Raw genomic sequence first — 25793 nt, 5'->3', positions numbered from 1 at the left:
CCTTATTTTTAAAATATTGTTACACAAATACATTGAATTTTATATTTAAAAAAATTACTTTTGCACTTTCAAACATAACTACAGATGAACACAACAAAAACCATTCAATCGGCATTAATATCAGTCTTTTCAAAAGACGGTTTAGAGCCCATAGTTCGCAAACTACACGAACAAAACGTAACACTTTATTCTACCGGCGGAACAGAAGATTTTATTAAAAACCTAGACATCCCTGTTGTTGCCGTTGAAGATGTTACCACCTATCCCTCAATACTAGGAGGCAGAGTAAAAACATTACACCCGAAAATTTTTGGAGGAATTCTGAATCGTCAGGACAACGAAAGTGATGTGCAACAAATGGAAGAATTCCAAATACCGCAAATCGATTTAGTGATTGTAGATTTGTATCCGTTTGAAAAAACTGTGCAATCTGGAGCTCCAGAAAGTGAAATTATCGAAAAAATTGATATTGGCGGTATTTCATTGATTCGTGCAGCAGCAAAAAACTTTAAAGATACCGTTATTGTATCTTCGGTTGAAGAATACCAATTGTTACTGGATTTGATTTCTACCCAAAATGGAGCAACTACAATAGAGAACAGAAGGCTTTTTGCAACAAAAGCATTTCATGTTTCTTCCCATTATGACACTGCCATTTTTAATTATTTCAACACAGACGAAACCATTTACAAAGTGAGCATTGCTAACGGTCAGGTTTTAAGATATGGAGAAAACCCACATCAAAAAGGATTTTTCTTTGGCGATTTTGACACCATGTTTAAAAAACTACACGGTAAAGAATTGTCATATAACAATTTATTGGATGTTGATGCGGCTGTAAATTTAATTTTGGAATTCAAAAATGAAGAACCAACTTTTGCCATTTTAAAACACAACAATGCGTGTGGAATTGCAACAAGAAACAGCATGAAAGAAGCTTATTTAACGGCGTTGGCTAGCGACCCAACCTCAGCATTTGGAGGTGTTTTAATAGCAAACGGAAAAATTGATAGCGCTACGGCTTCAGAAATAAATAAATTATTTTGTGAAGTAGTCATTGCTGCAAGTTATGATGAGGAAGCAATTGCTATTCTTTCAGAAAAGAAAAATAGAATTATTTTGGTGCAAAACGAAGTGGAATTGCCACTAAAACAAGTGCGAACTTGCTTAAACGGACTATTGGTTCAAGATAAAAACAATATCACAGATACTAAACAAGACTTAAAAACCGTTACAATTACATCTCCTACTCCGCAAGAAATTGAAGATCTGATATTTGCTTCCAAAATTTGCAAAAACACCAAATCAAACACAATTGTTTTTGCTAAAAACAAAACATTAATTGCTTCAGGAACTGGACAAACCTCAAGAGTGGATGCCTTGACACAAGCCATTGAAAAAGCGCATACGTTTGGTTTTGATCTAAATGGAGCCGTGATGGCAAGTGACGCTTTCTTCCCTTTCCCAGATTGTGTAGAAATTGCCAAACATGCGGGAATTACAGCCGTTATCCAACCCGGAGGTTCAATAAAAGACGAATTAAGCATTAATTATTGCAATGAAAATAAAGTTGCAATGGTATTTACAGGAACACGCCATTTTAAACATTAATTTGTTTAACTTTGCACGTTATTATATTAATAAATAATTAAACCCTTAAAAAACTTATGGGATTTTTTGATTTCATGACTGAGGATATCGCGATAGACCTTGGCACCGCTAATACACTGATTATTCACAATGACAAAGTTGTCATTGATTGTCCATCTATAGTTGCTCGTGATAGAGTATCTGGTAAAATAATTGCCGTAGGTAAAGAGGCAAATATGATGCAAGGTAAAACCCATGAAAACATAAAAACCATTCGACCATTGAAAGATGGTGTTATTGCAGATTTTGATGCCTCGGAAAAAATGATCAGTATGTTCATTAAAAGCATACCTGCATTAAAGAAAAGAATGTTTACTCCTGCCTTGCGTATGGTTGTATGTATCCCTTCTGGAATTACTGAGGTAGAAATGCGCGCGGTAAAAGAATCCTGCGAGAGAGTAAACGGAAAAGAAGTCTATTTGATTCACGAACCAATGGCTGCAGCTATTGGTATTGGTATTGACATTATGCAACCAAAGGGAAACATGATTGTAGATATTGGTGGTGGAACAACTGAAATAGCGGTTATCGCTTTAGGCGGAATTGTTTGCGACAAATCAGTTAAAATTGCGGGTGATGTTTTTACCAATGACATTGTGTATTACATGCGCACGCAACACAACTTATTTGTTGGAGAAAGTACGGCTGAAAAAATAAAAATTACTATTGGTGCTGCAATAGAAGAATTAGAAACACCACCAGAAGACATGTCGGTTCAGGGTAGAGATTTATTAACTGGAAAACCGAAACAAGTTGATGTTTCATACAGAGAAATTGCCAAAGCATTGGATAAATCTATTCAACGAATTGAAGATGCAGTTATGGAAACTTTATCACAAACACCCCCTGAATTAGCGGCTGACATCTACAACACAGGGATTTACCTTGCCGGTGGTGGCTCAATGCTGAGAGGTCTTGACAAAAGAATTTCGCAAAAAACGGATTTACCTGTTTATATTGCAGAAGACCCTTTAAGAGCTGTTGTTCGAGGAACAGGAATGGCCCTTAAAAACATTCCTAAATTTAGAAGTGTTTTAATAAAATAATACGCCTAATTAATGCAGCAAATATTTAATTTTATATTTAAAAACAGCCATAGATTGCTGTTTTTGCTGCTTTTGGTTGTTTCGTTAGTGTTGACTATACAATCCCATTCGTACCACCGTAGCAAAGTGATTAGTTCTGCTAATTTTCTGACTGGCGGTGTTTATGAAAGAGTTAATTCCTTTAGAGAATATTTGAATCTTAAAACTCAAAATGATGAATTGGCACTTGAAAATGCCAGATTAAAAAGCATCATCTTTAATGCTGAAGATACTACTTCAATTCCAAAAATAGACTCGATAAAAGGAGTTGACAAAGCTAACATTATAGTTTCTAAAATAATTCATAATTCCTATAATGTTTATGAAAATTACCTCACCATCAACAGTGGCTCAGCTGATGGGGTAAAATCGGATATGGGGGTTGTAAACAGTGCTGGTATTATTGGAATTGTAGATAAAACTTCAAAAAATTATGCAACTATCATCAGTATCTTAAATGTAAAATCGCAAATTAACGCAAAAATAAAAAAATCAAATCATTTTGGCTCATTGGTTTGGAACGGAAAGAGCACTGGATTTGTCCAATTAATAGATGTCCCAAGATTGGCATCCGTAAGAAAAGGAGATACTATCGTAACTGGAGGTCAATCCGTTATATTTCCAGAAAATATAGGCATTGGCACTATTGATAAAATTTACATTGACAATCAAACCAATTACTACACCCTGAACGTAAAACTTTTCAATGACATGACGAATTTGGGGCATGTTTATATTATTAAAAGTAAAGATCGAGAAGAAATTACCAATTTAGAGAAAAAAGAAAATGAATAGCGCTTTATTAGTAAATATGGCTCGATTTATACTGCTATTAGCAGCTCAAATTCTCGTTTTCAATAATGTGAATTTTTTGGGTTACATAAACCCCTATCCTTATATTTTATTTATAATTCTATATCCTGTTAATGGCAATAAATCGGGGCTTTTGGTCTCCAGTTTTTTATTGGGAATTATCATGGATATGTTCTGTAATTCTGGGGGAGTTCATGCAGCATCAAGTTTGGCTTTAGCCTATTTCAGGCCTTCTGTTTTTAAATTTTCATTTGGGTTGAGTTACGAATACCAAACAGTAAAACTGAATGATTCATTAACACCAGAACGATTTTCATTCATTCTAATTTCGGTAATAATTCATCATTTCGCCTTATTTTTACTGGAAGTTTTCAGACTGAACTTCATTTGGGAAATTTTACTAAAAACGCTACTCAGTACGATTTTCACCACCATCATCTGCATTATCATCATCTATATTATTAAGCCAAGCAAACGATGAGAAAAGTATTATTGCCTACAATAATCATTATAGCAACTATTTTGCTAATCTTAAGGCTTTTTTACTTGCAAATTATTAATGATTCCTTCAAATTAAAATCAGACAATAACGCAATAAAAATTCAATATGACTATCCGGAAAGAGGCTATATCTATGATAGAAACGGAACGTTACTTGTAGCGAACCAGCCTTCTTATGACATCATGGTTATCCCAAAAGACCTGAAAAATATTGACACATTAGAGTTTTGTCACCTATTGAACATTAGCAAAGAAGAATACATCCGTATTATCGCTAAAGCGAAAGTTTACAGTCCAAGATTGCCTTCCGTATTCTTACCTCAATTGAACAAATTAGAATTTGCCGCTTTTCAGGAAAAAATTAGAAAATTTGAAGGTTTTTACATCCAAAAGAGATCTCTTCGGGATTATCAAGTTGCATATGGCGCAAATGTTTTTGGATTTATCACTCAAGCCAGTGAAAAAACGGTTCAAAAAAATCCATATTATAATAACGGCGATTTATTAGGAAAACAAGGGGTTGAGGAAAGTTACGAAACTACCTTACGTGGTATAAAAGGGGTGAAATACATTCAGAAAGACAAATACAATCGAGAGATTGGTTCTTATAAGGATGGAGAATTTGACACCATTGCGGTTCAAGGAGAAGACATCAATCTAACTATTGATGCTGAACTTCAAAAATATGGGGAAGAACTGATGGTAAACAAACGAGGGGGAATTGTTGCTATTGAGCCAAAAACGGGTGAGATTTTAGCATTAGTTACAGCACCATCCTATGACCCAGCAATTTTAGTGGGCAGACAACGTTCTAAAAATTACACAAAGCTTTACCGAGATTCGATTGCGAAGCCATTGTATGATAGGGGTTTATTAGCAGAGTACCCTCCCGGATCACCATTTAAAATTCTAACTGGTTTAATTGCTTTACAAGAGGGTGTTATAGACGAGCAAACAACCGTTTTTTGTCGCCATGGTTTCAGCTATGCCAGAGGGAGATTTATGAGATGTCACTGCCACGGAGGAGCTCAGCAACTACATAGAGGCATCTACGAATCCTGTAACGCATATTTCGGAACTGCATACATGATGACCATCAATAAATACGTAAGACCAGCAGATGGCGTTGATGTCTGGAGTAACCATTTAAAAAGTTTCGGTTTGGGCCAATTTATGGGCTATGATTTACCTACGGGGAAAAAAGGAAAAGCACCAACCTCCAAAACCTATAAACGAATTTATCCTAATGGTGGCTGGAGAAGTACCGCAATCGTTTCTAATGCTATAGGTCAAGGAGAAGTATTGATGACACCAATACAATTAGCGAACATGATGGCAGCAGTAGCCAACCATGGTTTCTATTATACGCCTCATATCATCAAAAAAATAGAAGGAGAAGTCATTGACAAAAAATTCCGAACCAAACATGTAACCACTATAGATAGAAAATATTTCCAACCTATGATTGACGGTTTGTTTGATGTATATAATTTAGGTACTGCAAGCTCACTCCGTGTGGAAGGAATTGATATTTGCGGAAAAACAGGGACTGCCGAGAATTTTGCCAAAATAAACGGCAAGAGAGTCAAGCTTCAAGATCACTCAATATTTGTGGCATTTGCGCCAAAGGACAATCCTAAAATAGCAATTGCCGTTCTCGTTGAAAATGGGTATTGGGGAGCACGTTGGGCAGGACCAATAACCAGTTTGATGATAGAAAAATATTTAAAAAAGAAAATTACCCGAATCGATCTAGAAAAAAGAATGCTTGAAGGAAGTCTACAGGCTGAATATGCAAAATATACCGGCAAAAAAGAAATTGATTCTTTGCTGCTACAAAAACCTAAAGATGTTACCCCTGAAGAAGGAACTGAAAACTAATTCCAGAGATGAAAAACCAAAGTGTTACAAATAATTTAGATTGGATGAGTGTTTCCCTCTATATCATTTTAGTGATTATGGGTTGGTTAAATATTTATTCTTCTTCCCTATCATTATCTGATGATAGTTTCATTTTTGATTTATCTCAATTTTATGGAAAACAATTGATGTATATTGGATTAACCATTCCACTCATTTTTGTTATCTTATCCGTTGACGGTAAGTTTTACGAGAAATTTTCCATAGTGATTTTCGGAATCGCACTCCTTTCTTTAGCTGGACTATTTGTTTTTGGCAAAACCGTAAAAGGTCAGGCCAACTGGTACTCCTTTGGGTCTTTTGGAATACAACCCGCAGAGTTTGCTAAAGCTGCAACCGCATTGGCGTTGGCTAAATACCTGAGTGACGTTCAAGTAAACCTAAAAGATGTCAATAGACAAATTCAAGCTTTAGGGATTATTTTTTTACCTATCCTTCTTATTGCGCCTCATGATCCTGGGAGTGCCTTAATTTACACCATGTTTGTTGTTGTGCTCTATCGAGAAGGACTTCCTTCTTGGTACCTTTGGACAGGTTTTATTGCCATAATTTTATTTGTTTTAGCCTTAATATTTGAACCATGGGCAGTAGCATTAATGGCGCTTGGGGTGATTTCACTAGTTTATCTAAGAAGCAGATTAATAGACCGGAACATTCTGGCAAGTGTCGTTATATTTGTATTGATTTCAGGATTTGTTTTTTCCGTTGACTACGTGTTTGATCATGTTTTCAAACAGCACCACCGAGATCGTTTCAATATTCTGTTAGGAAAAGAAGTAGACATGAAAGGGATTGGATATAACACAAACCAATCAGAAATTGCTATTGGCTCAGGAGGCTGGTTTGGGAAAGGGTTTCTTGAAGGCACACAAACTAAAGGTGGCTTTGTCCCTGAACAACATACCGATTATATTTTCACAACCGTTGGTGAAGAATGGGGATTTGTGGGCTCATTAGTAGTAATTGCATTATTCCTAAGTCTAATTTTTAGGATAATTTATCTTTCCGAAAGACAAAAAACAAAATTTAGCAGAGTCTATGGGTATTGCACTGCTGGAATTTTATTCATCCATTTTTTTGTAAATATAGCCATGGTTGCGGGCATATTTCCAACAATTGGGGTTCCATTGCCTTTCTTTTCTTATGGAGGATCTGGACTTTGGGGGTTCACCATTTTGTTGTTTATTTTCTTAAAAATGGATGCCAACAAAGTAAATGAGTGGTAGATTAATTAAAGCTCCATACTTTATAATCGCTTTTTTGCTCCAAATTATTTTCAATTCTATCCTCTAATTGCGGGAAGAAATCGATTCCAGTCATTTTTTCAATCGAATCTACAGAAACGACAAATGTATATAAAGCGGCATCGCTTTTCTTATGTGGAACTAAAAAACCTACCATTTTGCAGGTACCATTTAGATTACAAAACAATATTTTATAAAAATAATTGGGTACGGCAACATTTTCTTGACCTATAGTTTTTAAATCTTTTTGAAGTACTCCTCCGGTTACGACATAAATTCCATTATATTTTTGAGACCAGTAGCGCGTTTTATCCTCTAATCGTTTCCAAACGCCATCATTAAAACTATGTTTTTGTGGTGAGATATTTGAAGTATAAAAAGTATCGTCAAATGCTTCTTTAGAAAATCTCATATCTGCTGCGGCACATAAATGCCCTCTATCAAAACCTGATTTCTTATAATTATCCAAATGAGCCGATTCAGAGCTCACTTTTGGATCCGACATAAAACGAGGCCTTTTAAAATGATTCGTTGTACCATCATGGCTTTTAAGATAATACGTTACCCATTCCGCTTGTTCATACTTTTCATTATAGGATAGCGCATAAAAATCATGCTTAATAATTTTGTTTGTTGTTGAAGTCGGAAAATAATCGAAACTCGAAGGAATATTGCTTTTTGATGTTCCGAAAAAGGAAAAAATTAGGGCAATGGAGAACAACTTGTATATCATAAGTAGTATAAAATTTGATACTTCAGTCTGAAATCATATGATTCAGAAAAACAAAAACGCCCCAGAAAAATTTTTGAATTTCTGAAGCGCTATGCTTGTAAATGATTAATGGTTTTTACTCATTCAAAAAAGTGACTTCTATTATGATTTTACTAATTTATCCTTTTTTAATGTTGTTATACCTTTTTTCACAACGGTTTTAGGTTGCAAATCGTCAAGAATATTAAGAGCTTCTTCTACATAAATATCTTTAGATAGACTTTCATGCCACCTTTCTCTTTTTTCTTTTAAAGCTAAATCCGTTTTCATGGCTTCAACTTCCTTTGGTAAGGATGAAAATTTCAATTGATTTTGGTAGTCGGCTATCGATTTGTATTTTTTAGCTTTTTCCTCGATGGCATTTTGCTCTGCTTTGAATTTATCGATATTTAAACTGTAAACATTTTCTTTATTCCTATCGTCAATCCACTTGGCATTTTCTTCAATTAATTTAAATTTGTCGTTTGATGCAATTCGCTTTTTACTGTTATCAATGGCTTGATTAAAATTAGTCTGTTTGTTCCAAAAAGTATATTCGGCTGCATCAATTTTATCCCAAGGCATGGCATTGTCAATATCACGTTCACCCATCTTTAAATATGCGTATCTGTCAGGCATCGCAACATCACTAGTAACACCTTCAAGCTGTGTAGAACCTCCATTTATTCTGTAGAACTTTTGGGTAGTGGTTTTCAAAGCGCCTAAATCGCCAACGGCACTATTTCTAACAAATTGATTCAAATCGATTACATTTTGAACCGTACCTTTTCCATATGTTTGTTTACTTCCAATAATAATTCCTCTCTTGTAATCTTGAATTGCAGCCGCTAAAATCTCCGAAGCTGAAGCTGAAAAACTATTTACCATGACAACCAATGGCCCATCCCAATGTGTCTTTTTATCTCTATCGTACAACACTTCTTTTTTTCGTCCAGCAGATTTTATCTGAACAATCGGCCCCTCGTCAATAAACAATCCTGCAATATCAACAACTGTTTTTAATGAACCTCCCCCATCGTCACGAACGTCAACGATAATTCCCTGAACACCTTCGTTTTTCAACCGGTCTACTTCAATAGCCATGTCTTTTCCAGCATCACGACCATCATTATTTTCAAAATCAATATAGAATTTTGGCAAATAAATTATACCGTACTTCAATCCATTTTTTTCAACAATACTCGACTTAGCATAAGTTTCCTCAATTTCAACAATATCTCTAATAATGGAGATGACTTTGATAGTCCCGTCCACTTTTTTTACTGTAAGGCGAACTTCAGTCCCTTTAGGCCCTTTAATTTTTTTTACAACATCATCCAGATGCATCCCAATAATATCAACAGCTTCATCATTGCCTTGTGCTACCTTCATAATAACATCTCCAGCTTCCAATTCTTTTCCTCTCCATGCGGGACCTCCAGAAATCAATTCTGAAATTTCAGTATAGTCATTCTTCTTCTGAAGCCTAGCTCCAATTCCTTCCAGTTTTCCGCTCATGCTCACGTCAAAACGCTCTTTTTCATCTGGCGGAAAGTAATTGGTATGCGGATCAAAACGCGTAGCAATGGCGTTGATGTAAACAGAAAACCAATCGTTTCTATCTAAATCTCCCACAAAATCATAGTATTCATTCAATGACTTTAGGGAACTCTCTCTAGTTTCTTTTTCTAGTTGTTCAAAAGTTTTAGGCGGACTCTTGTCTGGCGTTTCATTCGGCTTTTCAAATTGGTCTAAACGTATGGATTTAGCCAAGTCATCTGCTTTCTTTTTGTTTTTATCTGATACTATACCATTTTTTTTGTCTTCTTGAATCTTCAAACGGTCTGTCAATGAGGAAAGTGTCGATAATTTAATTTGTTTTCTCCATTTCTCTTTCAATTCTTGAGTAGATTTAGCAAATGGCAATTTTTCATAATCGGTATTAAAATCTTCCTGAACATTATAATCGAAAGGTTTTTCAAGAATTTCTTTATAAAAACTTTTACTCTCCGAAATTCTTTTCAATAATCGGTCATGGGTTAATTCAAAAAACGACAAGTCCTTGTTTTTAATTTGGTCATCTAATTGTGTTTCAAATTGGGCAAACTCATCTATATCCGACTGCAAAAAGAATCTTTTTGAGGGATCCAAGGCTTCGATATAATCTTTATAAACCCCTTTTGAAAATTTATCATCAATCGCAGCAGGATCATAATGACCGCGTTCAATGACAAATGTCAGTAATTCAAGGAGTAATTTATCTTTTTCAGGATCTCCCTGAGTCTTCGGAATAAAACTCCAAAGCCCAACAGATAAGGCTACAACAACCAACAGTATCTTATAATTCCTTTTCATAAATTGAAAAATAGTATGCATTAATTTTTTAAACTAAATTACACAAAAAACCATGCCAAGTAATTTACCTCAGCCTAATTTTTTGTTAAAGATACGAATTTACCAACTTCCTGCTAAAAATGCTTATTTTTGCCGAGTTTCTTAAAAGACAAACAAAGTCTATCTTATATTATTTAGACACAATAACCGACACGTTAAAATGAAAAAACCATTAATATTAGTAACGAATGACGACGGGATTTCGGCTCCGGGTATTCGGGCTTTAATCGCAGTAATGTCGGAACTTGGAGAAGTGGTCGTGGTGGCGCCTGACAAACCTCAAAGCGCCATGGGTCATGCCATAACAATAAATAGCACCCTATATTTAAATAAGGTATCGGCAGAAAACGCAGCAATTACTGAATACAATTGTTCTGGAACTCCTGTAGACTGTGTGAAACTTGCTGTAAACGAAATTCTTCATAGAAAACCAGATTTATGTGTTTCAGGCATCAATCACGGATCCAATTCTTCCATAAATGTGATTTATTCCGGAACGATGAGTGCAGCAGTTGAGGCCGGAATTGAAGGAATTCCTGCAATCGGATTTTCATTATTGGATTATGACTGGAATGCCGATTTTGAACAAATTAAATCGTTTATTCGGAAAATTACAATTGAAGTGATAAAAAATGGCCTGCCCGAAGGCGTAGTATTAAATGTAAATTTACCCAAACTACCCGAAAACGAAATTAAAGGCATAAAAATTTGTCGTCAGGCGAAAGCATTGTGGATGGAAAAATTTGACAAACGAAAAACGCCTCAAGGAAAAGATTACTACTGGCTAACCGGGGAATTCGTGAATCAGGACAAAGGAGAAGATACTGATGAGTGGGCGTTAGAACACGGCTATGTTTCAGTAGTTCCCGTACATTTTGACATGACCGCACATCATATGATACAACAACTTAACACCTGGAATTTAAATGAAAAAAACTGATTTATTAATTGGCGCTTTAATTGGAATCATAACTTCGGCCATTGGCAGTTATCTCTTCATGGAATTCTTTACTGGATATACTTTCATTGAAGGAATACAAATCATGAAATTTGAAGGTAAACTAGGAAAAATTATAACCTTGGGATCCATCTTGAATATCGCAATATTTTTTATTTTACTGAAATTCGATAAAGAAATCATGGCAAGAGGTGTCGTATTGGGAACCCTTATTTTAACCATCATAACATTATTTGTTTAAAGATATAAAATAAAAAGAACGAATAAGCGTTTGTAAAAAATGAAATACTACATCATAGCCGGAGAAGCATCTGGAGATTTGCACGGATCCAATTTAATGAAAGCGCTTTATCAACAAGACACAAATGCTGATATCCGATTTTGGGGAGGTGATTTAATGGAAAATGCTGGTGGAACACTAGTAAAACATTACCGAGATTTGGCTTTCATGGGATTTGTTGAAGTGATTTTTAATTTAAAAACGATTTTAAATAACATCACTATTTGCAAAAAAGACATTATAGAATTCCGTCCAGATGTGATAATTTTCATTGACTATCCCGGTTTTAATATGCGAATCGCAAAATGGGCAAAGGAACAAGGAATAAAAACACATTATTATATTTCACCACAAATTTGGGCTTGGAAGGAAAACCGTATAGAGGACATTAAAAGAGATTTTGACAAACTATATGTAATTTTGCCTTTTGAAAAAGATTTTTACGAGACGAAACATCAGTTTGCGGTAGAGTTTGTGGGTCATCCCTTGATTGATGCCATCCATAATAGAAAAACCGTTGATATAACAACTTTTAAAAAAGAAAACAAGTTAGAAAACAACCCTATTGTTGCCATACTTCCAGGAAGCCGAAAACAGGAAATCACCAAAATGCTCCCAATAATGCTGAGTGTTGCAACTGATTTCCCCAATTATCAATTTGTGGTTGCCGGTGCTCCAAGTCTGGAATATGCTTTCTACAAGCCTTTTTTAAAGGCAAAAAACGTTCTATTTATTTCTAATAAAACCTATGATTTATTAAGCCATTCCACAGCAGCATTAGTAACCTCAGGTACGGCAACACTGGAAACCGCTTTGTTCAAAATTCCCGAAGTTGTTTGTTATAAAGGGAGTTGGGGATCCTATCAAATTGCAAAACGCATTATTACCCTAAAATACATTTCGCTTGTTAACCTTATCATGGATAAAGAGGTGGTAACCGAATTGATTCAGGAAAAATGCAACTCGAAAAACATCAAAATAGAATTGCAAAAATTACTTGAACCAGATTATAGAAAACATCTTTTAGAAAAATATGATATTCTGGAAACTAAATTGGGCGGAATTGGTGCCAGCGAAAAAACGGCAAAATTAATTGTCAAAAATATTTCCTAAATTTGTTTTTTAGCGATAATTTTCTAAACTCGTAAAAATAATTATTTTGAAAAAACTCCTACTCGTCTTTCTTATTCTTGTATTTTTTAGCGCGTGTAAGTCTTCATCCAATATTGTCACGTCTAAAAACGAAGCCATGAAAAGGGGAACTTACAATGAACGTAATTCAAAAAAAACGAAATCGAATGAGAAAAATGATTATGGTGGATCCAAAGAAAATTCCCATTATCTGGTAAAACGATTAATCAACACCGCCACAGACAATCTCGGAGCCAATTACAGAGCTGGGGGAATTACGCCTCAAGGTTTTGATTGTTCCGGATTGATGTATGCCACTTTCCTAAAGTTTGACATTGTCTTGCCAAGATCCTCCGTAGACATGGCTAAAATTGGAACAAAAATTGACCTCGATGAAATCCAAAAAGGAGATCTGATTTTCTTCAAAACCAATGGAAAAAGCGTGATTAATCATGTCGGATTGGTAACCGAAGTCAATGACGATGAAATTAAATTTATTCATTCCTCTACCCAAAAAGGTGTTATTGTTTCCTCTACAAAAGAACCCTATTACAAAAAAACTTTTGCACAAGCCAATAGAATTTCATTATAACACGTACTGTCTTGTTAAAATTAACTACTTTAGATTCTTGAAAAAGTTAATTGAACCAACCGTCTAGACATATCATGGTTTGTTTTAACTTATTCCATTATAAAGAATAGTTCTATATATGAAAGTAATGCAATTCCCATTAGCTAAAATAACCATTGGGTTCGTTTTAGGTATCATGTTGTCATTTTATGAAAAACCAAATCCAGAAACAGCATTCTTACTGTTAATTGTTTCCTTTATTGCATTTTGGGCCACATATTTTTTTTCAAAAAAAGATTTTACCCAAAAGATTTATTTCGGAACAACCCTCTACACTCTTTCCTTTCTTATTGGAGTAACCACCCAGGTAACCCACACAGATTATTTTAAAAAAAACAATTATATACACCTAGTAACTGAATCCGAAAAAGACCATTTGGTTGAAGTTGTATTGAGAGAAAAACTGAAGAGTACCAGCTTTAGTGATCGGTACATAGCCATTGTTAAGCGTTTGGACAACAAAGAAAGAACCGGAAAAATACTGATTAATTTCTACAGAAGCCCCGTTAACACCAAATTGAAAATTGGAACCAATATCCAAATTAAAGGAGCTATTATTAAACACAAACCCATCAACAATCCAGACCAATTTGATTATGGAAATTACTTAATCCAAAAATCCATTTTCGCTCAAATGTATGTTGATGCTTATGACATCAAGATAAGTTCTAAAATCGATACCGATTTTTGGTTCTACTCGGATTGGCTTCGCAATAGAATATTAACCAATTTAAAAGAAAGCGGATTTGCAAATGATGAATTACACGTTGTAGCCGCTTTAATTTTAGGACAACAACAGGATATTTCTCCTGAAATTTTGCATGACTATCAGTTTGCCGGAGCCATTCATATACTATCGGTTTCGGGACTACACATTGGGTTCATTGTGCTGTTCATCAACTTTTTACTGAAGCCATTACCCAAAAACAAATTTGGCTCCTACCTAAAACTAAGCATCATTCTGTTTTCGTTATGGGGATTTGCCTTTCTTGCCGGACTTTCGCCTTCAGTAGTTCGATCAGTAACCATGTTTTCGTTTGTGGCAGTTGGAATGCACCTAAAAAGAAAAACGAATGTTTATCATACCTTATTGGCCTCCATCTTCTTTATCTTGCTTTTCCAACCTTCATTCCTGTTTGATGTGGGATTCCAGTTGAGTTATGTAGCATTGTTTTTCATACTATGGTTACAACCATTACTATCAGGGATTTGGACACCAAAAAATAAAATTCAAAGCTATTTTTGGGACATTCTAACGGTTTCTTTTGCGGCTCAAATTGGAGCTTTCCCTCTCAGTATTTATTATTTCCATCAGTTTCCAGGATTATTCTTTATTACTAACCTAATTATACTTCCGGGACTTGGGATAATCATGGCTTTGGGCGTTTTTCTGATGGTTTTGGCTGCATTAGGTTACATCCCTCTTGTCCTTTCAAAAATGCTGGAATGGAGTATTTATATATTGAATAAAACCATCAACTGGGTCGCCTCTTTTGAACGCTTTATCATTCAAGATATTCCCTTTAATTTATATATGTTGATTAGTTTATATTTAATGATAACGGCTGTAATCATTTGGTTTAAGAAACCGAATCCCAGCAAAATGATGGCCGTTTTAGTAACTGTATTGCTTTTTCAAGTATCCTATTTTGGAACGATTTGGAATACTCAAAATCAAAAAGAATTAATTGTGTTTAACGTTAAAAAGTCAACACTCATAGGGGAAAGAACAGGTAATGACGTTACATTATTTAGTAAAGATTACGTAGTAAAAAACACCGTAATTAAGTCCTATTTGGTTGCTAACTTTAGCGCTGTTGAAAAACAAAAACCTTTGCAAAATGTTATCTATTTCAACAGAAAGAAAATTCTAATTATTGATAGTTTAGGCATCTATTCTAATACCATAAAACCAAATATTATGGTGATTACGCAATCCCCAAAAATAAATTTAGAACGATTGTTTCAAAAAAACCGCCCCGAAATGGTAGTTGCTGATGCCTCTAATTATAAAACCTACATTAAAATTTGGAAAGCGACCTGCTACAAAGAAAAAATCCCTTTTCACGCAACTGGTGAAAAGGGATTCTATAAATTACAATGAGAAATTATTGTTTTACCGATAATATCTGGTTGGCTGCTTCCAACCATTTAGATGGTCCACCAGCAACATAACCTGTACTTCCTAGTTTGTCTAAATTTATTTTACCGTCTTTTTTCGTTGGGTTTGAAAACCAAACTGTTGGGTATCCCGCAACTTGAAACAACTGCTGCAACTCATTATTTTGCTTCTGAATTTCTGGTTGTTGTGGCGATCTTCTTGGAAAATCAAGCTCTACCAAAACTACATTTTCTTTTGCCCATGTGGCAAATTCCTGAGTTTTCAGCACCTCTTTTTGCAATCGAATACACCATCCACACCAATCGCTTCCTGTAAAAAATAATAGTAGTGGCTTTTTGGTTTTCATGGAAACTTGAACTGCTTTTTCCATACTAGTTTCCCAGGCCAACTCTTGTGCCTGAACCGCCATTGAACCCATAACCAAAAATACTATTGCAACTATTTTTTTCATCTTTATCTATTTTTTAATTTATTTTCAAAAACAATGCCATTATCGAACACCATGCATCAATTTTTTGATCACTGGCGACATTACTATAGAGAACACTGCCACAGTCAAGGAAATAAGAGTCAGCATCCAAAAAAAATAACTCAATCCGTGTTCGTTTGCAATTTTATCAATATTTTCTCCAAACATTCCCGCTCCTTTCATCCCAATTGCGACTGCAAGATACCAAACTCCAAACATAAATGCAATCATTCTGGCAGGAACCAATTTACTCACGTAAGACAATCCTACAGGAGAAATGCACAATTCGGCCATTGTGTGGAACAAATATACTAAAATTAGCCAAATCATACTTACCGATGCTGTTTTTGCTCCAGCCTCAATTCCATTTGCACCAAAGGCCACACAAGCCATTCCCAAAGCGAGCAATCCCATTCCAATTCCGTACTTTATATTAGCGGAAGGATTATATTTGCTTTCCCACCATTTTGAAAATAATGGCGCCAAAGTAATTATAAATAATGAGTTTAAGGTAGAGAACCATGTGGCCGGAACTTCCGTTAATGCAGTGGTTACCTTATCAATCTTTAAAAATCCCAACATATCATCTGATAATGATAAATATCCCGCAGTATAAAAATCTTTTAGCAACATCCAAATGGCAATACCCCAAATAATAATAAAGCTAGTGCTTAATATAAACGCTGCCAATTTGTACTTTTTAAACGTTTGCGAAAACAACATCGATAATACCCAAGTAATAATGGCCAATGGCAATATTGTGATTAAAGAATTTATCACTAAAAAAGTTATGCTCCAATTCCCTACCAATACCCTATTTGTATAATCGTTGGCAAAAATGGTCAAACTGTTTGGTGATTGCTCAAATATTGCCCAAAAGAAAATGGTTAGAAAGGCAAAGAAGGTAACTGCCATCAATTTCTGTTTTGTGATTTGGGAATATTGGGTAAATCGATAAAGGAGCAATACAATGAATAAACCCAAAGCGGAAACAATCGCAATGGAGTTTCCGTTTTCGCCCAGGAATCCAAAAACGTTTATTCTGCCTCCTGAAATTTTAGATGCAGGATCATTTAATATCCATAACAACCCTAAAATACAGGTTGTAGCAATTACTACTAATTGTATTGGTGTAAACGGATTTCTTTTGTCTGTGTCCAAAGCTTCTGCTTTTGCTTTGCTTTCCTTACTCGGCTTCAAGCCGATATCTCCAAAAATATTTTGGGACAACCAAAACTGTAACATCCCGAAAAACATGAAAATCCCTGCCAAACCAAAGCCATAGCTCCAACCCACTTTTTCGCCCAGATAGCCACAAAGCAATATTCCGAAGAAAGCTCCCGCATTGACTCCCATATAAAATAAAGTATAGGCACCATCTTTTTTCTCGGGACGGTCTTTGTACATTTCGGAGATTATGGAAGTCATGTTGGGTTTGAAAAAACCATTTCCAAAAACCAATAAAACCAACCCTAAATAAATAGAAAATTCACTTTCTAACGCCATGGAAGCATGCCCTAATGTCATCAGAATTGCTCCCACGACAACGGCCCATCTGAAGCCAATGATTTTATCGGCAAAATAACCGCCCAACATGGTTGACAAATAAACCAAGCCTACGTAAGAACCGAATAAGGCCGATGCGTTTTCACGAGTCCATTCCCAACCTCCATTGACAGTCGAGGTGGTCAAGAATAAAATGAGTAGGGAACGCATGCCATAAAATGAAAATCGTTCCCACATTTCGGTGAAAAATAAAACAAATAATCCTGAAGGATGCCCTAAAACGGGATTTTTAAAAAACTGATCGGTTGTATTTTGACTCATAATTTTTATTTTACGTCCTGCATTAGTTTTTTCACCAATGGCGAAATTAAAATCAAGAGTAATCCTGCAACCAAAGCATAAATAGCAAGTTGCTTATAGCCATCAGCATAAATCATTAGCTTTTCTAAATTGGTCGCATTTTCTGAAGCTCCTGCAATATTGGCGCCTAATAATCCAGCAAAATATTGACCGTAGGCACTGGCCAAAAACCACATCCCCATCATCACTGCTTGCAATTTAGATGGTGAAAGTTTGGTCATAATTGACATTCCGATAGGCGACAAGCACAATTCACCAAACGTGATAACAAACCATCCAAAAGTGAATAAATCTAATGAAGTGATTCCATTGGCATTGGCAAAAAATTTAGTGTAATAAAAAACATAAAATCCTCCAGCAAGGAAAAGAAATCCCAATCCGAATTTAATGACAGTATTGGGTTCTATTTTTCTTTTAGCCAACCAAAGCCAAACCAATCCCACCAATGCAGCAAAAGCAATCACAAAAAAAGAATTGGCTGAATTGTTCACTCCATTAGGGTCTAATGAGACTCCAAGAACTGTTTTGTTCAAATTACTCGCGGCAAAAAGGCTTAATGAACCTCCGCTTTGCTCAAAAAATGCCCAAAAAACAATGGAAAATAATATAAAAACCAAGGCCGCCAATAATTTTTTATTTTCCTGAATCGAAAAATTCTTCATTTCATATAGCAAATACAGTAACGAACAAGGACCAATGATGTACATAAATATATCTGTATACTCAGAATTAGAAACCAACAAAATTACTATGGGAATTACCAATAATGAACCTAAATAAGTACTAAATTCATACGTCTTCCTTTTGGAATTTTCCAAATTTAGCAAAGGAGAAATTCCAATATCGCCGAGAGATTTTTGAGTTTGAACAAATGTTAACAGACTTATGACCATCACAATTGCTGCAAATCCGAAAGCAAAATTCCATCTTAAATGTTCTGAAATTACTGAAGAAAGCATATTCCCATTAGCCACTGCAATACATAAATATCCACCGATTAGAGCACCTAAATTTACTCCTGCATAAAATAAAGAAAATCCGGCATCTCTCCTATTATCATCGTCTTTATATAATTTCCCAACCATAGTAGAAATGTTCGGCTTAAAAAAACCCGTTCCAATAATAGTAAAACTTATCCCAAAAAAGAAAAATTGTTTTGGATCGATTGCTAAAATAACGCTCCCAACTATCATTAAAATTCCACCCCAAAATAATGATTTTCTATAGCCCAGAATTTTATCGGCAAATAAACCTCCGATGAAAGTAAAGGCATAAACAAAAGCTTGCGTGGCTCCATACTGCAAATTGGCAACTTTATCATTCATCATCAATTGGTTGACCATAAAAATAACCAACATCCCACGCATTCCATAGAAACTGAATCGTTCCCACATTTCACTAAAAAACAAATACCACAATTGCTTAGGGTACTTGCCTTTAAAGTTTTGTATCTCTTCAACCGTTAAGTTTTGTCCCATATTTATCTAACTCCATGCATTAGTTTTTTCAATACCGGAGTCAAAGCAAATAAAATAACCGCCGCAAGACCCGTTAAAACTACAAATACCATGAAAAATTCAAAAAGGTTATGAATCTCAAATCCTGCAAAAATGGGATTATGGTCGCTAATTTGATTTTTAGACAATAACTGCAATTGTTCCGAAGTTGGTGTAACTGTTTTGTCTAAAACGGCTTGTAAATCAATTCCTAATTCTTTAGCTTTAATGAACTTATCTCCAGTTGCAGGCATGATAGACCCGAGAGTTCCTGCTAAGGCATAACCGGAAGCATTGGATAAAAAGAAAACACCATAGAGCAAAGATGAAAAACGCTTTGGCGATAATTTTCCTACCAATGACAGTCCGATAGGAGACAAACACAACTCTGCACATGTTTGAATTAAATACAAAAGTATCAACCATTTGATTGCTAAAAGTCCGCTATTACCCAAATCTTTAACATTGTAAGCAATAATAAAATAACTCAACGCAATTAAAGCTAGACCGATTGATTGTTTCATAGGTGAAATTGGCTCCCTATCTTTACTTCTTAAATAATCCCATAACATACTAAATGGAACCGCAAAAGCAACTACAAATAATCCATTAAAAATTTGTACCATCGATGGTGGCATTTGCCATCCAAAGAAATTCCTATCGGTTTGGTTATCCGCAATAAAAGTCAACGAAGAACCTGCTTGTTCAAAAGCCGCCCAAAAGAAAATAATGAAAAAAGCCACAATATAAATTACAAATATCCGATCTCTCTCTACTTTAGTCAACGAGGTATCAGAAACAATCAATCCTGCTAAAGTCAATCCACTAGAGTAAATCAATGTGTAAATTAAATTTTGGTCAAAAACGAAATGAATTATTGCTCCAAGAGATAAAAAAACGATCCCTGCAATTATTAATGCCTTTTGAGAAAAAACTGCTTTTTGAGATTCTCCTTCTTCAAAATCGGATGCGTCATTCTTGGATGGCAATCCTCCTAAAGGCTTACCTTCTGGCGTAACTACATACTTATTTTTTAAAACATAAAAAACAGCTGTCCCGATTAACATTGCTACCGATGCGGCAAGAAAGCCCCATTTAAAAGCGTGAATATCTCTAATACCTGCATTGTCTTTAACATCACCAATAATTGGGCAAATCAACTGTCCCAAAAATGCCCCTAAATTGATTCCCATATAAAAAATAGTAAAAGCCGTATCCAATTTGCTTTTCTCTTGTTTTGGATACAAACTACCTACCATACTGGAGATGTTGGGTTTAAAAAACCCATTGCCAAAAATGATAATTCCTAGAGCCGACCACATTAATGTAGTGGCTAAACTTATATTGGTACCAAAAACACTTGCACTGAAGAACAATAAAAATTGTCCAGCAGCCATCATCAAACCTCCCAATAAAATACAGTTCCTATTTCCAAAAAAACGATCGGCAACAAACCCACCCAACATTGGCGTTAAATAACAAAGTCCCAGAAAGCCACCGTAAATTAAGGATGCATCTTCTTCTTTCATCATTAAAGAATTTACTAGGAATAAAGTAAGGATTGCCCGCATTCCATAAAAATTGAAACGTTCCCACATTTCAGTTCCAAATAATACCCAAAGCCCTTTTGGATGTCTTGTATTTACTGGTGTATCTGTCATTTTATATTTTGTTAAATTTGTTCGTTTTTATAAATTTTCTTTAATAAAATTAGTCATTTTGGTGTACAAATGAATTCGAGTATTTCCGCCATAAATTCCATGATTGTTATCCGGATAAATTTGTGAATCGAATTGCTTATTGGCCTGAATCAAAGCTTCCATCATTTGCATGGAATTTTGCACATGCACATTATCATCTCCCGAACCATGAATCAAAAGGAATTTCCCTTTGAGTTTGTTTACATGATTTATGGGCGAATTATCGTCATAACCACTTTCGTTTTCCTGTGGGGTTTGCATGTATCTTTCAGTATAAATACTGTCATAAAATCTCCAATTAGTCACTGGAGCCACCGCAATTGCCATTTTGAAAACATCATTCCCTTTCATGATACAATTTGAAGCCATAAATCCGCCAAAACTCCAACCCCAAATTCCAATCCGGGATTTATCCACATACGGGTAATTGGCTAGCGCTTTAGCAGCATCAATTTGGTCTTCCAGCTCATATTTTCCCAATTCTTTTTGAGTGCATTTTTTGAAATCGGCACCTTTAAAACCAGTCCCTCTACCGTCAACGCAAGCGACAATAAATCCTTGTTGCGCGAGCATCATAAACCAATAATCGTCGGCACTATTCCATTCGTTATTCACCTGTTGAGATCCTGGCCCGGAATATTGATACATCAATACCGGATATTTTTTTGAAGCATTAAAATCCTTTGGTTTGATAATCCATGCGTTCAATTCATTCCCTTTCGCTGTTTTTAAAACAAAAAATTCTTTGGATGGCAAATTGTAACCTTTTAATTTTGTAGCCAATGCCTCGTTGTTTTCAATAACCTGAAGTTGATTCCCGTTTTTAGCCTCATGTAAAGCATAAGTTGTTGGCTGTGTAGCACTTGAAAAGGTATTGATGTAATATTGAAAATTGGGACTGAAAGTAGCAGCATTGGTTCCGGTTTGCGTTGACAAAAGCACTTTGTTTTTACCGTCCAAACCAATTTTATAAACCGCACGATTGATGGAACCGTTTTCAACCGATTGGTAAAATACTGTATTGGTCTTTTCGTCAAAACCATAATAAGAAGTCACTTCCCATTGGCCCTTTGTAACCTGATTTCGTAATTTTCCCGCTTTGTCATAAAGATATATATGATTAAAACCGTCTTTTTCACTGGTCCAAATAAAACTATTGTCTTTCAAAAAGGTCAAATTATCAGTGACATCAATGTAAGCTTTGTCTTTTTCATTCAATACCACTTTGGCGGTTCCCGAATTACCATCAATAAAAAGCAAATCCAAATTGTCCTGATGACGATTCAATATTTGAGCAGACAAAACATTAGCATCGTTCGTCCATTTCATTCTAGCAATGTAAAAATTATCGTAGTTGCCTAAATTTATTTCCTTAGTTGTGGCTGCAAATACATCATAAATATGCAATGAAACTAATGAATTTCTTTCGCCTGCCTTTGGATATCGGAACGTTTCAACCGTTGGGTACAAATCTTTATTAAAAAGCGTCATCGAAAACTCTGGAACTTGGCTTTCGTCAAAACGAATGTAAGCTATTTTTTTGCTGTCGGCACTCCAGTCGAATGCTCTCACAAAAGAAAATTCTTCTTCATAAACCCAATCCGTAATTCCGTTGATGATGTTGTTTTTCTTTCCGTCAGTGGTAATTTGAGTTGATTCGTCGGCAGCGATATCATAGATGTAAAGGTTGTTTCCTTTGGCAAACGCAATCTTTTTCCCATCAGGCGAAAAAGTGGGTTCCTGCACCTGAAAATCGAACAACTTTTTTAGTTTTTTTGTCGCGATGGTGTACAAATAATAATCGGCTGTGAAGGAATGACGAAAAATTTGTTCGCTATTACACGCTATTAAAATCATTTTTTCGTCAGAGCTGAAAGCATAACTGTCAATTCCGTCAGCCAGCTCTTTTTTTTCTTTAGTGTCAATTAATGTGGTAACTTTCTTCAAAGTCGCAAAATCGTACAAATCAATTTGCATGCTTCTGGTTGTCCTGTCAAAATTCAAAACCGTATATTGATTCGTGTTTTTCATCGACTGTAGTTCAGACATCCCTTTGGCACGAAATGCACCCGAATAGATGTCCTCAACGGTGATTTTTTGTTGTCCGAAAACAGTGATACTCAAAAATAAAAAGGAGAAGGCAATTTTGTTGAAATTCATAAAATAAGTATAAAGCTAAAAGACATCAATTTTAGTGAAAAAAATACAAATAATGGCATTGTTTTGTGTTAAATGCAACATTTACATGCTATTTTATTATTTCAAAGAAATAAACTTATTGCTAAATAAAAACATCTAAAGCTTATCTTTGCGAAAAATAATTATTTAATTGATTGATAATGAATAATACTGTCTCCGGATTTTCTAAATTGTCTAAAGAAGAAAAAATCAACTGGATTGCCAAAGCGTATTTTTCTAATCCCTTGGAGGCTGTTGTGCTGCTTAAAAATTATTGGAATACCGATACGAAAATCCAGCAATTGCATGATGAATTCATAGAAAACACCATCACTAATTTCTATTTGCCGCTTGGTGTCGCACCAAATTTCCTCATCAACGGCAAGCATTACACCATTCCGATGGTTATTGAAGAAAGTTCCGTAGTTGCTGCGGCAGCCAAATCGGCTAAATTCTGGGCTACCCGTGGCGGATTTAAAACTACCGTTCTCAACACCGAGAAAATAGGACAAGTTCATTTTATTTATGAAGGCGATGTCGTAAAACTGGAAAAATTCTTCACGGCAACTAAAAATAAATTCTTTACCGAAACCGAAAGCATCACCAAAAATATGCAAAAACGGGGTGGCGGAATCCTAGATATTGAATTAAGGGACAAAACCCATTTAATCGAAAATTATTTTCAATTGCATGCCACTTTCGAAACCAAAGATTCGATGGGTGCCAATTTCATTAATTCCTGTTTGGAGCAATTTTCCAAAACATTAAAGGAGGAGGCTCTTTTATATGAATTGTTTTCTGATGAAGAAAAAAACATTCATGTCGTGATGAGCATATTGTCTAATTATGTGCCAAATTGTGTTGTTCGTGCTGAAGTTTCCTGCAAAATTGAAGAATTGGGAGAGAAGAAAATTGAAAACCCACATGATTTTGCCGAGAAATTCGTGAGAGCCGTGAGAATTGCCGAAGTAGAACCCTTTCGAGCCGTAACCCACAACAAGGGAATTATGAACGGAATTGATGCCGTAGTGCTCGCTACAGGGAATGATTTTCGCGCTGTAGAAGCCGGAATACATGCCTACGCCTCCCGAAACGGACACTACTCCAGTTTATCCCATGCTAAAATTGAAGACGGTATTTTTTATTTTTGGATAGAAATCCCGTTGGCATTAGGAACCGTTGGCGGTTTGACGTCTTTGCATCCTTTAGTAAAATTTTCTTTGGAAATGCTGGAAAAACCCAATGCAAATGAACTGATGCAAATTGTTGCCGTCGCCGGATTGGCACAAAATTTTGCCGCTTTGCGCTCGTTGACTACAACCGGAATTCAGGAAGGACACATGAAAATGCATTTGAACAATATCATCAATCAATTTGAAGCTTCGCATGAAGAACGCCATTTAATAAAAACCCATTTCAAAACCAACGCAATTTCACATGCCGCAGTGGTTGATTTTATTGAAAATTTGAGAAAATAATTAGGAACTATTCCCGCTATTTGTTGCAATCTTTTATTTTTTAAAGAAAAAATAAAAGGATTTCCACTTCTATCGGGGTTAAAAAATCACCTTATTTCACGCCTCGAAACACCTGTCATGACAACAAAAAAAACATACTACAGCAACGGAAAATTATTAATAACCGGCGAATATGTCGTTTTAGATGGCGCATTAGCCTTTGCTTTACCAACAAAATTCGGACAGGATTTAGTAGTTGAAAATGGAACAAAACAGGAAATTAGTTGGAAAAGTTTTGACCAAGACGGAAGCATTTGGTTTGAAAAAACGATTCCCTTCTCTGATATTGTTAACAAAACGGTATTTGAAAACCAACCCGAAAAAAATACTTTAATTGCCATTTTGCATGAAGCTTACCGTTTAAATCCAAAATTTATAAATGAGTCCAAAGGCTACATCGCAACTACCCATCTTACCTTTCCTAAATTTTGGGGCTTAGGCACTTCATCAACCTTAATCAACAACATTGCACAATGGATCAACATTGATGCTTATACCTTACTTAAAAACAGTTTTGGCGGCAGCGGCTATGATATTGCCTGTGCACAAAACGACACGCCCATTCTGTACCGACTGGTTGATGGAAAACCAATTATAGAGAAAATTTCTTTCAGCCCCGATTTTACAAAACACCTTTATTTTGTTTATCTCAATAAAAAACAAAGCAGCAAAACCGCCATTGACAATTATTATAAAAAACAAAATTCCGTTGACCGTTTAATCCCCACAATAGATACAATTACAAAGACAATTATACACTCAAAAGATATTGAAACATTTGTATCAGAAATTGAAAATCACGAAAAAATCATGAGTGGTATTTTAGAAACCAAAACTGTAAAAGACACTTTATTTCCTGACTTTACTGGAACCATAAAAAGTCTTGGGGCTTGGGGCGGCGATTTTGTATTGGTTGTTTCCAAAGAGAATCCCACCTATTATTTTAAAGAAAAAGGGTACGAAACGATTCTTCCTTGCAGCGAAATTATATTGTAAAAAAAAATCCCGACTTTAGACTGAACCCAAAAGTTTGGACAAATTTATAATTAATTTTGATAATAATGGGCACGATATTGTATCGGGCTCA

The 25793-nt window shown here is 35.3% G+C and carries 20 protein-coding genes; 13 read left to right on the top strand and 7 right to left on the bottom strand.

The window, feature by feature from the left end:
- Nucleotides 1–84 precede the first annotated feature (84 nt).
- The 6 genes from purH to rodA are packed head-to-tail and all read left to right on the top strand — an operon-like array spanning nucleotide 85 to nucleotide 7195.
- On the top strand, nucleotides 85–1611 hold the full coding sequence (purH, locus tag DB895_RS12600) for a bifunctional phosphoribosylaminoimidazolecarboxamide formyltransferase/IMP cyclohydrolase (protein ID WP_116725725.1): 1527 nt from the start codon (nucleotides 85–87) through the stop codon (nucleotides 1609–1611).
- Between the two features lie 56 nt (nucleotides 1612–1667).
- Entirely contained in the window at nucleotides 1668–2696 is a 1029-nt protein-coding gene (locus tag DB895_RS12595; protein WP_116725724.1) for a rod shape-determining protein, read from the top strand.
- A 12-nt stretch (nucleotides 2697–2708) separates the two neighbouring features.
- On the top strand, nucleotides 2709–3530 hold the full coding sequence (gene mreC, locus DB895_RS12590; RefSeq protein WP_116725723.1) for a rod shape-determining protein MreC: 822 nt from the start codon (nucleotides 2709–2711) through the stop codon (nucleotides 3528–3530).
- Nucleotides 3523–4029 (top strand): rod shape-determining protein MreD, encoded by a 507-nt coding sequence (locus DB895_RS12585; RefSeq protein WP_116725722.1) that lies wholly within the window; start codon nucleotides 3523–3525, stop codon nucleotides 4027–4029. Before mreC ends, DB895_RS12585 begins: the two co-directional genes overlap by 8 nt.
- Entirely contained in the window at nucleotides 4026–5930 is a 1905-nt protein-coding gene (gene mrdA, locus DB895_RS12580; protein ID WP_116725721.1) for a penicillin-binding protein 2, read from the top strand. Before DB895_RS12585 ends, mrdA begins: the two co-directional genes overlap by 4 nt.
- A gap of 8 nt (nucleotides 5931–5938) precedes the next feature.
- Nucleotides 5939–7195 (top strand): rod shape-determining protein RodA, encoded by a 1257-nt coding sequence (gene rodA / locus DB895_RS12575; RefSeq protein WP_116725720.1) that lies wholly within the window; start codon nucleotides 5939–5941, stop codon nucleotides 7193–7195.
- A 1-nt stretch (nucleotide 7196) separates the two neighbouring features.
- Here the strand turns inward: rodA and DB895_RS12570 are convergent, their stop codons facing one another.
- Both DB895_RS12570 and DB895_RS12565 read right to left on the bottom strand, forming a co-directional pair.
- On the bottom strand, nucleotides 7197–7946 hold the full coding sequence (locus DB895_RS12570; protein ID WP_116725719.1) for a DNA/RNA non-specific endonuclease: 750 nt from the start codon (nucleotides 7944–7946) through the stop codon (nucleotides 7197–7199).
- 141 nt (nucleotides 7947–8087) lie between these two features.
- Nucleotides 8088–10340 (bottom strand): carboxy terminal-processing peptidase, encoded by a 2253-nt coding sequence (locus tag DB895_RS12565; RefSeq protein WP_116725718.1) that lies wholly within the window; start codon nucleotides 10338–10340, stop codon nucleotides 8088–8090.
- A gap of 178 nt (nucleotides 10341–10518) precedes the next feature.
- On the opposite strand from DB895_RS12565, the gene surE reads away from it, so the two are divergent.
- The 5 genes from surE (at nucleotide 10519) to DB895_RS12540 (ending at nucleotide 15462) form a co-directional block, all read left to right on the top strand.
- Nucleotides 10519–11298 carry a 5'/3'-nucleotidase SurE gene (surE, locus tag DB895_RS12560; protein WP_116725717.1) on the top strand — a complete coding sequence of 260 codons (780 nt, stop codon included), beginning with the start codon at nucleotides 10519–10521 and terminating at the stop codon, nucleotides 11296–11298.
- Nucleotides 11285–11557, top strand: a complete 273-nt coding sequence (locus DB895_RS12555; RefSeq protein WP_116725716.1) for a hypothetical protein — start codon at nucleotides 11285–11287, stop codon at nucleotides 11555–11557. Before surE ends, DB895_RS12555 begins: the two co-directional genes overlap by 14 nt.
- Nucleotides 11558–11596: 39 nt before the next feature.
- Nucleotides 11597–12709 (top strand): lipid-A-disaccharide synthase, encoded by a 1113-nt coding sequence (lpxB, locus tag DB895_RS12550; protein ID WP_116725715.1) that lies wholly within the window; start codon nucleotides 11597–11599, stop codon nucleotides 12707–12709.
- Between the two features lie 136 nt (nucleotides 12710–12845).
- A complete protein-coding gene (locus DB895_RS12545) occupies nucleotides 12846–13319 on the top strand; it encodes a C40 family peptidase (protein WP_116725714.1) in 474 nt (157 codons plus the stop codon).
- 127 nt (nucleotides 13320–13446) lie between these two features.
- On the top strand, nucleotides 13447–15462 hold the full coding sequence (locus DB895_RS12540; protein WP_317046175.1) for a ComEC/Rec2 family competence protein: 2016 nt from the start codon (nucleotides 13447–13449) through the stop codon (nucleotides 15460–15462).
- 4 nt (nucleotides 15463–15466) lie between these two features.
- Here DB895_RS12540 and DB895_RS12535 read toward each other — a convergent pair whose 3' ends face one another.
- Genes DB895_RS12535 through DB895_RS12515 form a run of 5 tightly spaced genes read right to left on the bottom strand, consistent with a single transcriptional unit; the run spans nucleotide 15467 to nucleotide 23171 of the window.
- A complete protein-coding gene (locus DB895_RS12535; RefSeq protein WP_116725712.1) occupies nucleotides 15467–15931 on the bottom strand; it encodes a thioredoxin family protein in 465 nt (154 codons plus the stop codon).
- Nucleotides 15932–15970: 39 nt separating this feature from the next.
- Nucleotides 15971–17776 (bottom strand): peptide MFS transporter, encoded by a 1806-nt coding sequence (locus tag DB895_RS12530; RefSeq protein ID WP_116725711.1) that lies wholly within the window; start codon nucleotides 17774–17776, stop codon nucleotides 15971–15973.
- A gap of 5 nt (nucleotides 17777–17781) precedes the next feature.
- The gene (locus DB895_RS12525; protein ID WP_116725710.1) at nucleotides 17782–19293 is read right to left on the bottom strand and encodes a peptide MFS transporter; all 1512 of its coding nucleotides are present in this window, start codon (nucleotides 19291–19293) and stop codon (nucleotides 17782–17784) included.
- A gap of 2 nt (nucleotides 19294–19295) precedes the next feature.
- Nucleotides 19296–20972, bottom strand: a complete 1677-nt coding sequence (locus DB895_RS12520; RefSeq protein WP_116725709.1) for a peptide MFS transporter — start codon at nucleotides 20970–20972, stop codon at nucleotides 19296–19298.
- A gap of 27 nt (nucleotides 20973–20999) precedes the next feature.
- Entirely contained in the window at nucleotides 21000–23171 is a 2172-nt protein-coding gene (locus DB895_RS12515; protein WP_116725708.1) for a S9 family peptidase, read from the bottom strand.
- 179 nt (nucleotides 23172–23350) lie between these two features.
- Here DB895_RS12515 and DB895_RS12510 point away from each other — a divergent pair, with 179 nt between their 5' ends.
- Complete coding sequence (locus DB895_RS12510) at nucleotides 23351–24667, top strand: hydroxymethylglutaryl-CoA reductase, degradative (RefSeq protein WP_116725707.1); 1317 nt, start codon at nucleotides 23351–23353, stop codon at nucleotides 24665–24667.
- Between the two features lie 117 nt (nucleotides 24668–24784).
- The gene (locus tag DB895_RS12505; protein WP_116725706.1) at nucleotides 24785–25702 is read left to right on the top strand and encodes a GYDIA family GHMP kinase; all 918 of its coding nucleotides are present in this window, start codon (nucleotides 24785–24787) and stop codon (nucleotides 25700–25702) included.
- Nucleotides 25703–25793: the final 91 nt, after the last annotated feature.

Origin of the sequence: Flavobacterium psychrotolerans (assembly GCF_003097635.1) — a bacterium.
Classification (GTDB): domain Bacteria; phylum Bacteroidota; class Bacteroidia; order Flavobacteriales; family Flavobacteriaceae; genus Flavobacterium; species Flavobacterium psychrotolerans.
Note: the sequence above shows the minus strand (reverse complement) of the source record. Positions and strands in the feature narration are given on the sequence as shown.

Bases quoted from the DNA above. Each gene is read 5' to 3' on its own strand.
- purH (WP_116725725.1), top strand. From the start codon at position 85: ATGAACACAACAAAAACCATTCAATCGGCATTAATATCAGTCTTTTCA.
- DB895_RS12595 (WP_116725724.1), top strand. From the start codon at position 1,668: ATGGGATTTTTTGATTTCATGACTGAGGATATCGCGATAGACCTTGGC.
- mreC (WP_116725723.1), top strand. From the start codon at position 2,709: ATGCAGCAAATATTTAATTTTATATTTAAAAACAGCCATAGATTGCTG.
- DB895_RS12585 (WP_116725722.1), top strand. From the start codon at position 3,523: ATGAATAGCGCTTTATTAGTAAATATGGCTCGATTTATACTGCTATTA.
- mrdA (WP_116725721.1), top strand. From the start codon at position 4,026: ATGAGAAAAGTATTATTGCCTACAATAATCATTATAGCAACTATTTTG.
- rodA (WP_116725720.1), top strand. From the start codon at position 5,939: ATGAAAAACCAAAGTGTTACAAATAATTTAGATTGGATGAGTGTTTCC.
- DB895_RS12570 (WP_116725719.1), bottom strand. From the start codon at position 7,946: ATGATATACAAGTTGTTCTCCATTGCCCTAATTTTTTCCTTTTTCGGA.
- DB895_RS12565 (WP_116725718.1), bottom strand. From the start codon at position 10,340: ATGCATACTATTTTTCAATTTATGAAAAGGAATTATAAGATACTGTTG.
- surE (WP_116725717.1), top strand. From the start codon at position 10,519: ATGAAAAAACCATTAATATTAGTAACGAATGACGACGGGATTTCGGCT.
- DB895_RS12555 (WP_116725716.1), top strand. From the start codon at position 11,285: ATGAAAAAAACTGATTTATTAATTGGCGCTTTAATTGGAATCATAACT.
- lpxB (WP_116725715.1), top strand. From the start codon at position 11,597: ATGAAATACTACATCATAGCCGGAGAAGCATCTGGAGATTTGCACGGA.
- DB895_RS12545 (WP_116725714.1), top strand. From the start codon at position 12,846: ATGAAAAGGGGAACTTACAATGAACGTAATTCAAAAAAAACGAAATCG.
- DB895_RS12540 (WP_317046175.1), top strand. From the start codon at position 13,447: ATGCAATTCCCATTAGCTAAAATAACCATTGGGTTCGTTTTAGGTATC.
- DB895_RS12535 (WP_116725712.1), bottom strand. From the start codon at position 15,931: ATGAAAAAAATAGTTGCAATAGTATTTTTGGTTATGGGTTCAATGGCG.
- DB895_RS12530 (WP_116725711.1), bottom strand. From the start codon at position 17,776: ATGAGTCAAAATACAACCGATCAGTTTTTTAAAAATCCCGTTTTAGGG.
- DB895_RS12525 (WP_116725710.1), bottom strand. From the start codon at position 19,293: ATGGGACAAAACTTAACGGTTGAAGAGATACAAAACTTTAAAGGCAAG.
- DB895_RS12520 (WP_116725709.1), bottom strand. From the start codon at position 20,972: ATGACAGATACACCAGTAAATACAAGACATCCAAAAGGGCTTTGGGTA.
- DB895_RS12515 (WP_116725708.1), bottom strand. From the start codon at position 23,171: ATGAATTTCAACAAAATTGCCTTCTCCTTTTTATTTTTGAGTATCACT.
- DB895_RS12510 (WP_116725707.1), top strand. From the start codon at position 23,351: ATGAATAATACTGTCTCCGGATTTTCTAAATTGTCTAAAGAAGAAAAA.
- DB895_RS12505 (WP_116725706.1), top strand. From the start codon at position 24,785: ATGACAACAAAAAAAACATACTACAGCAACGGAAAATTATTAATAACC.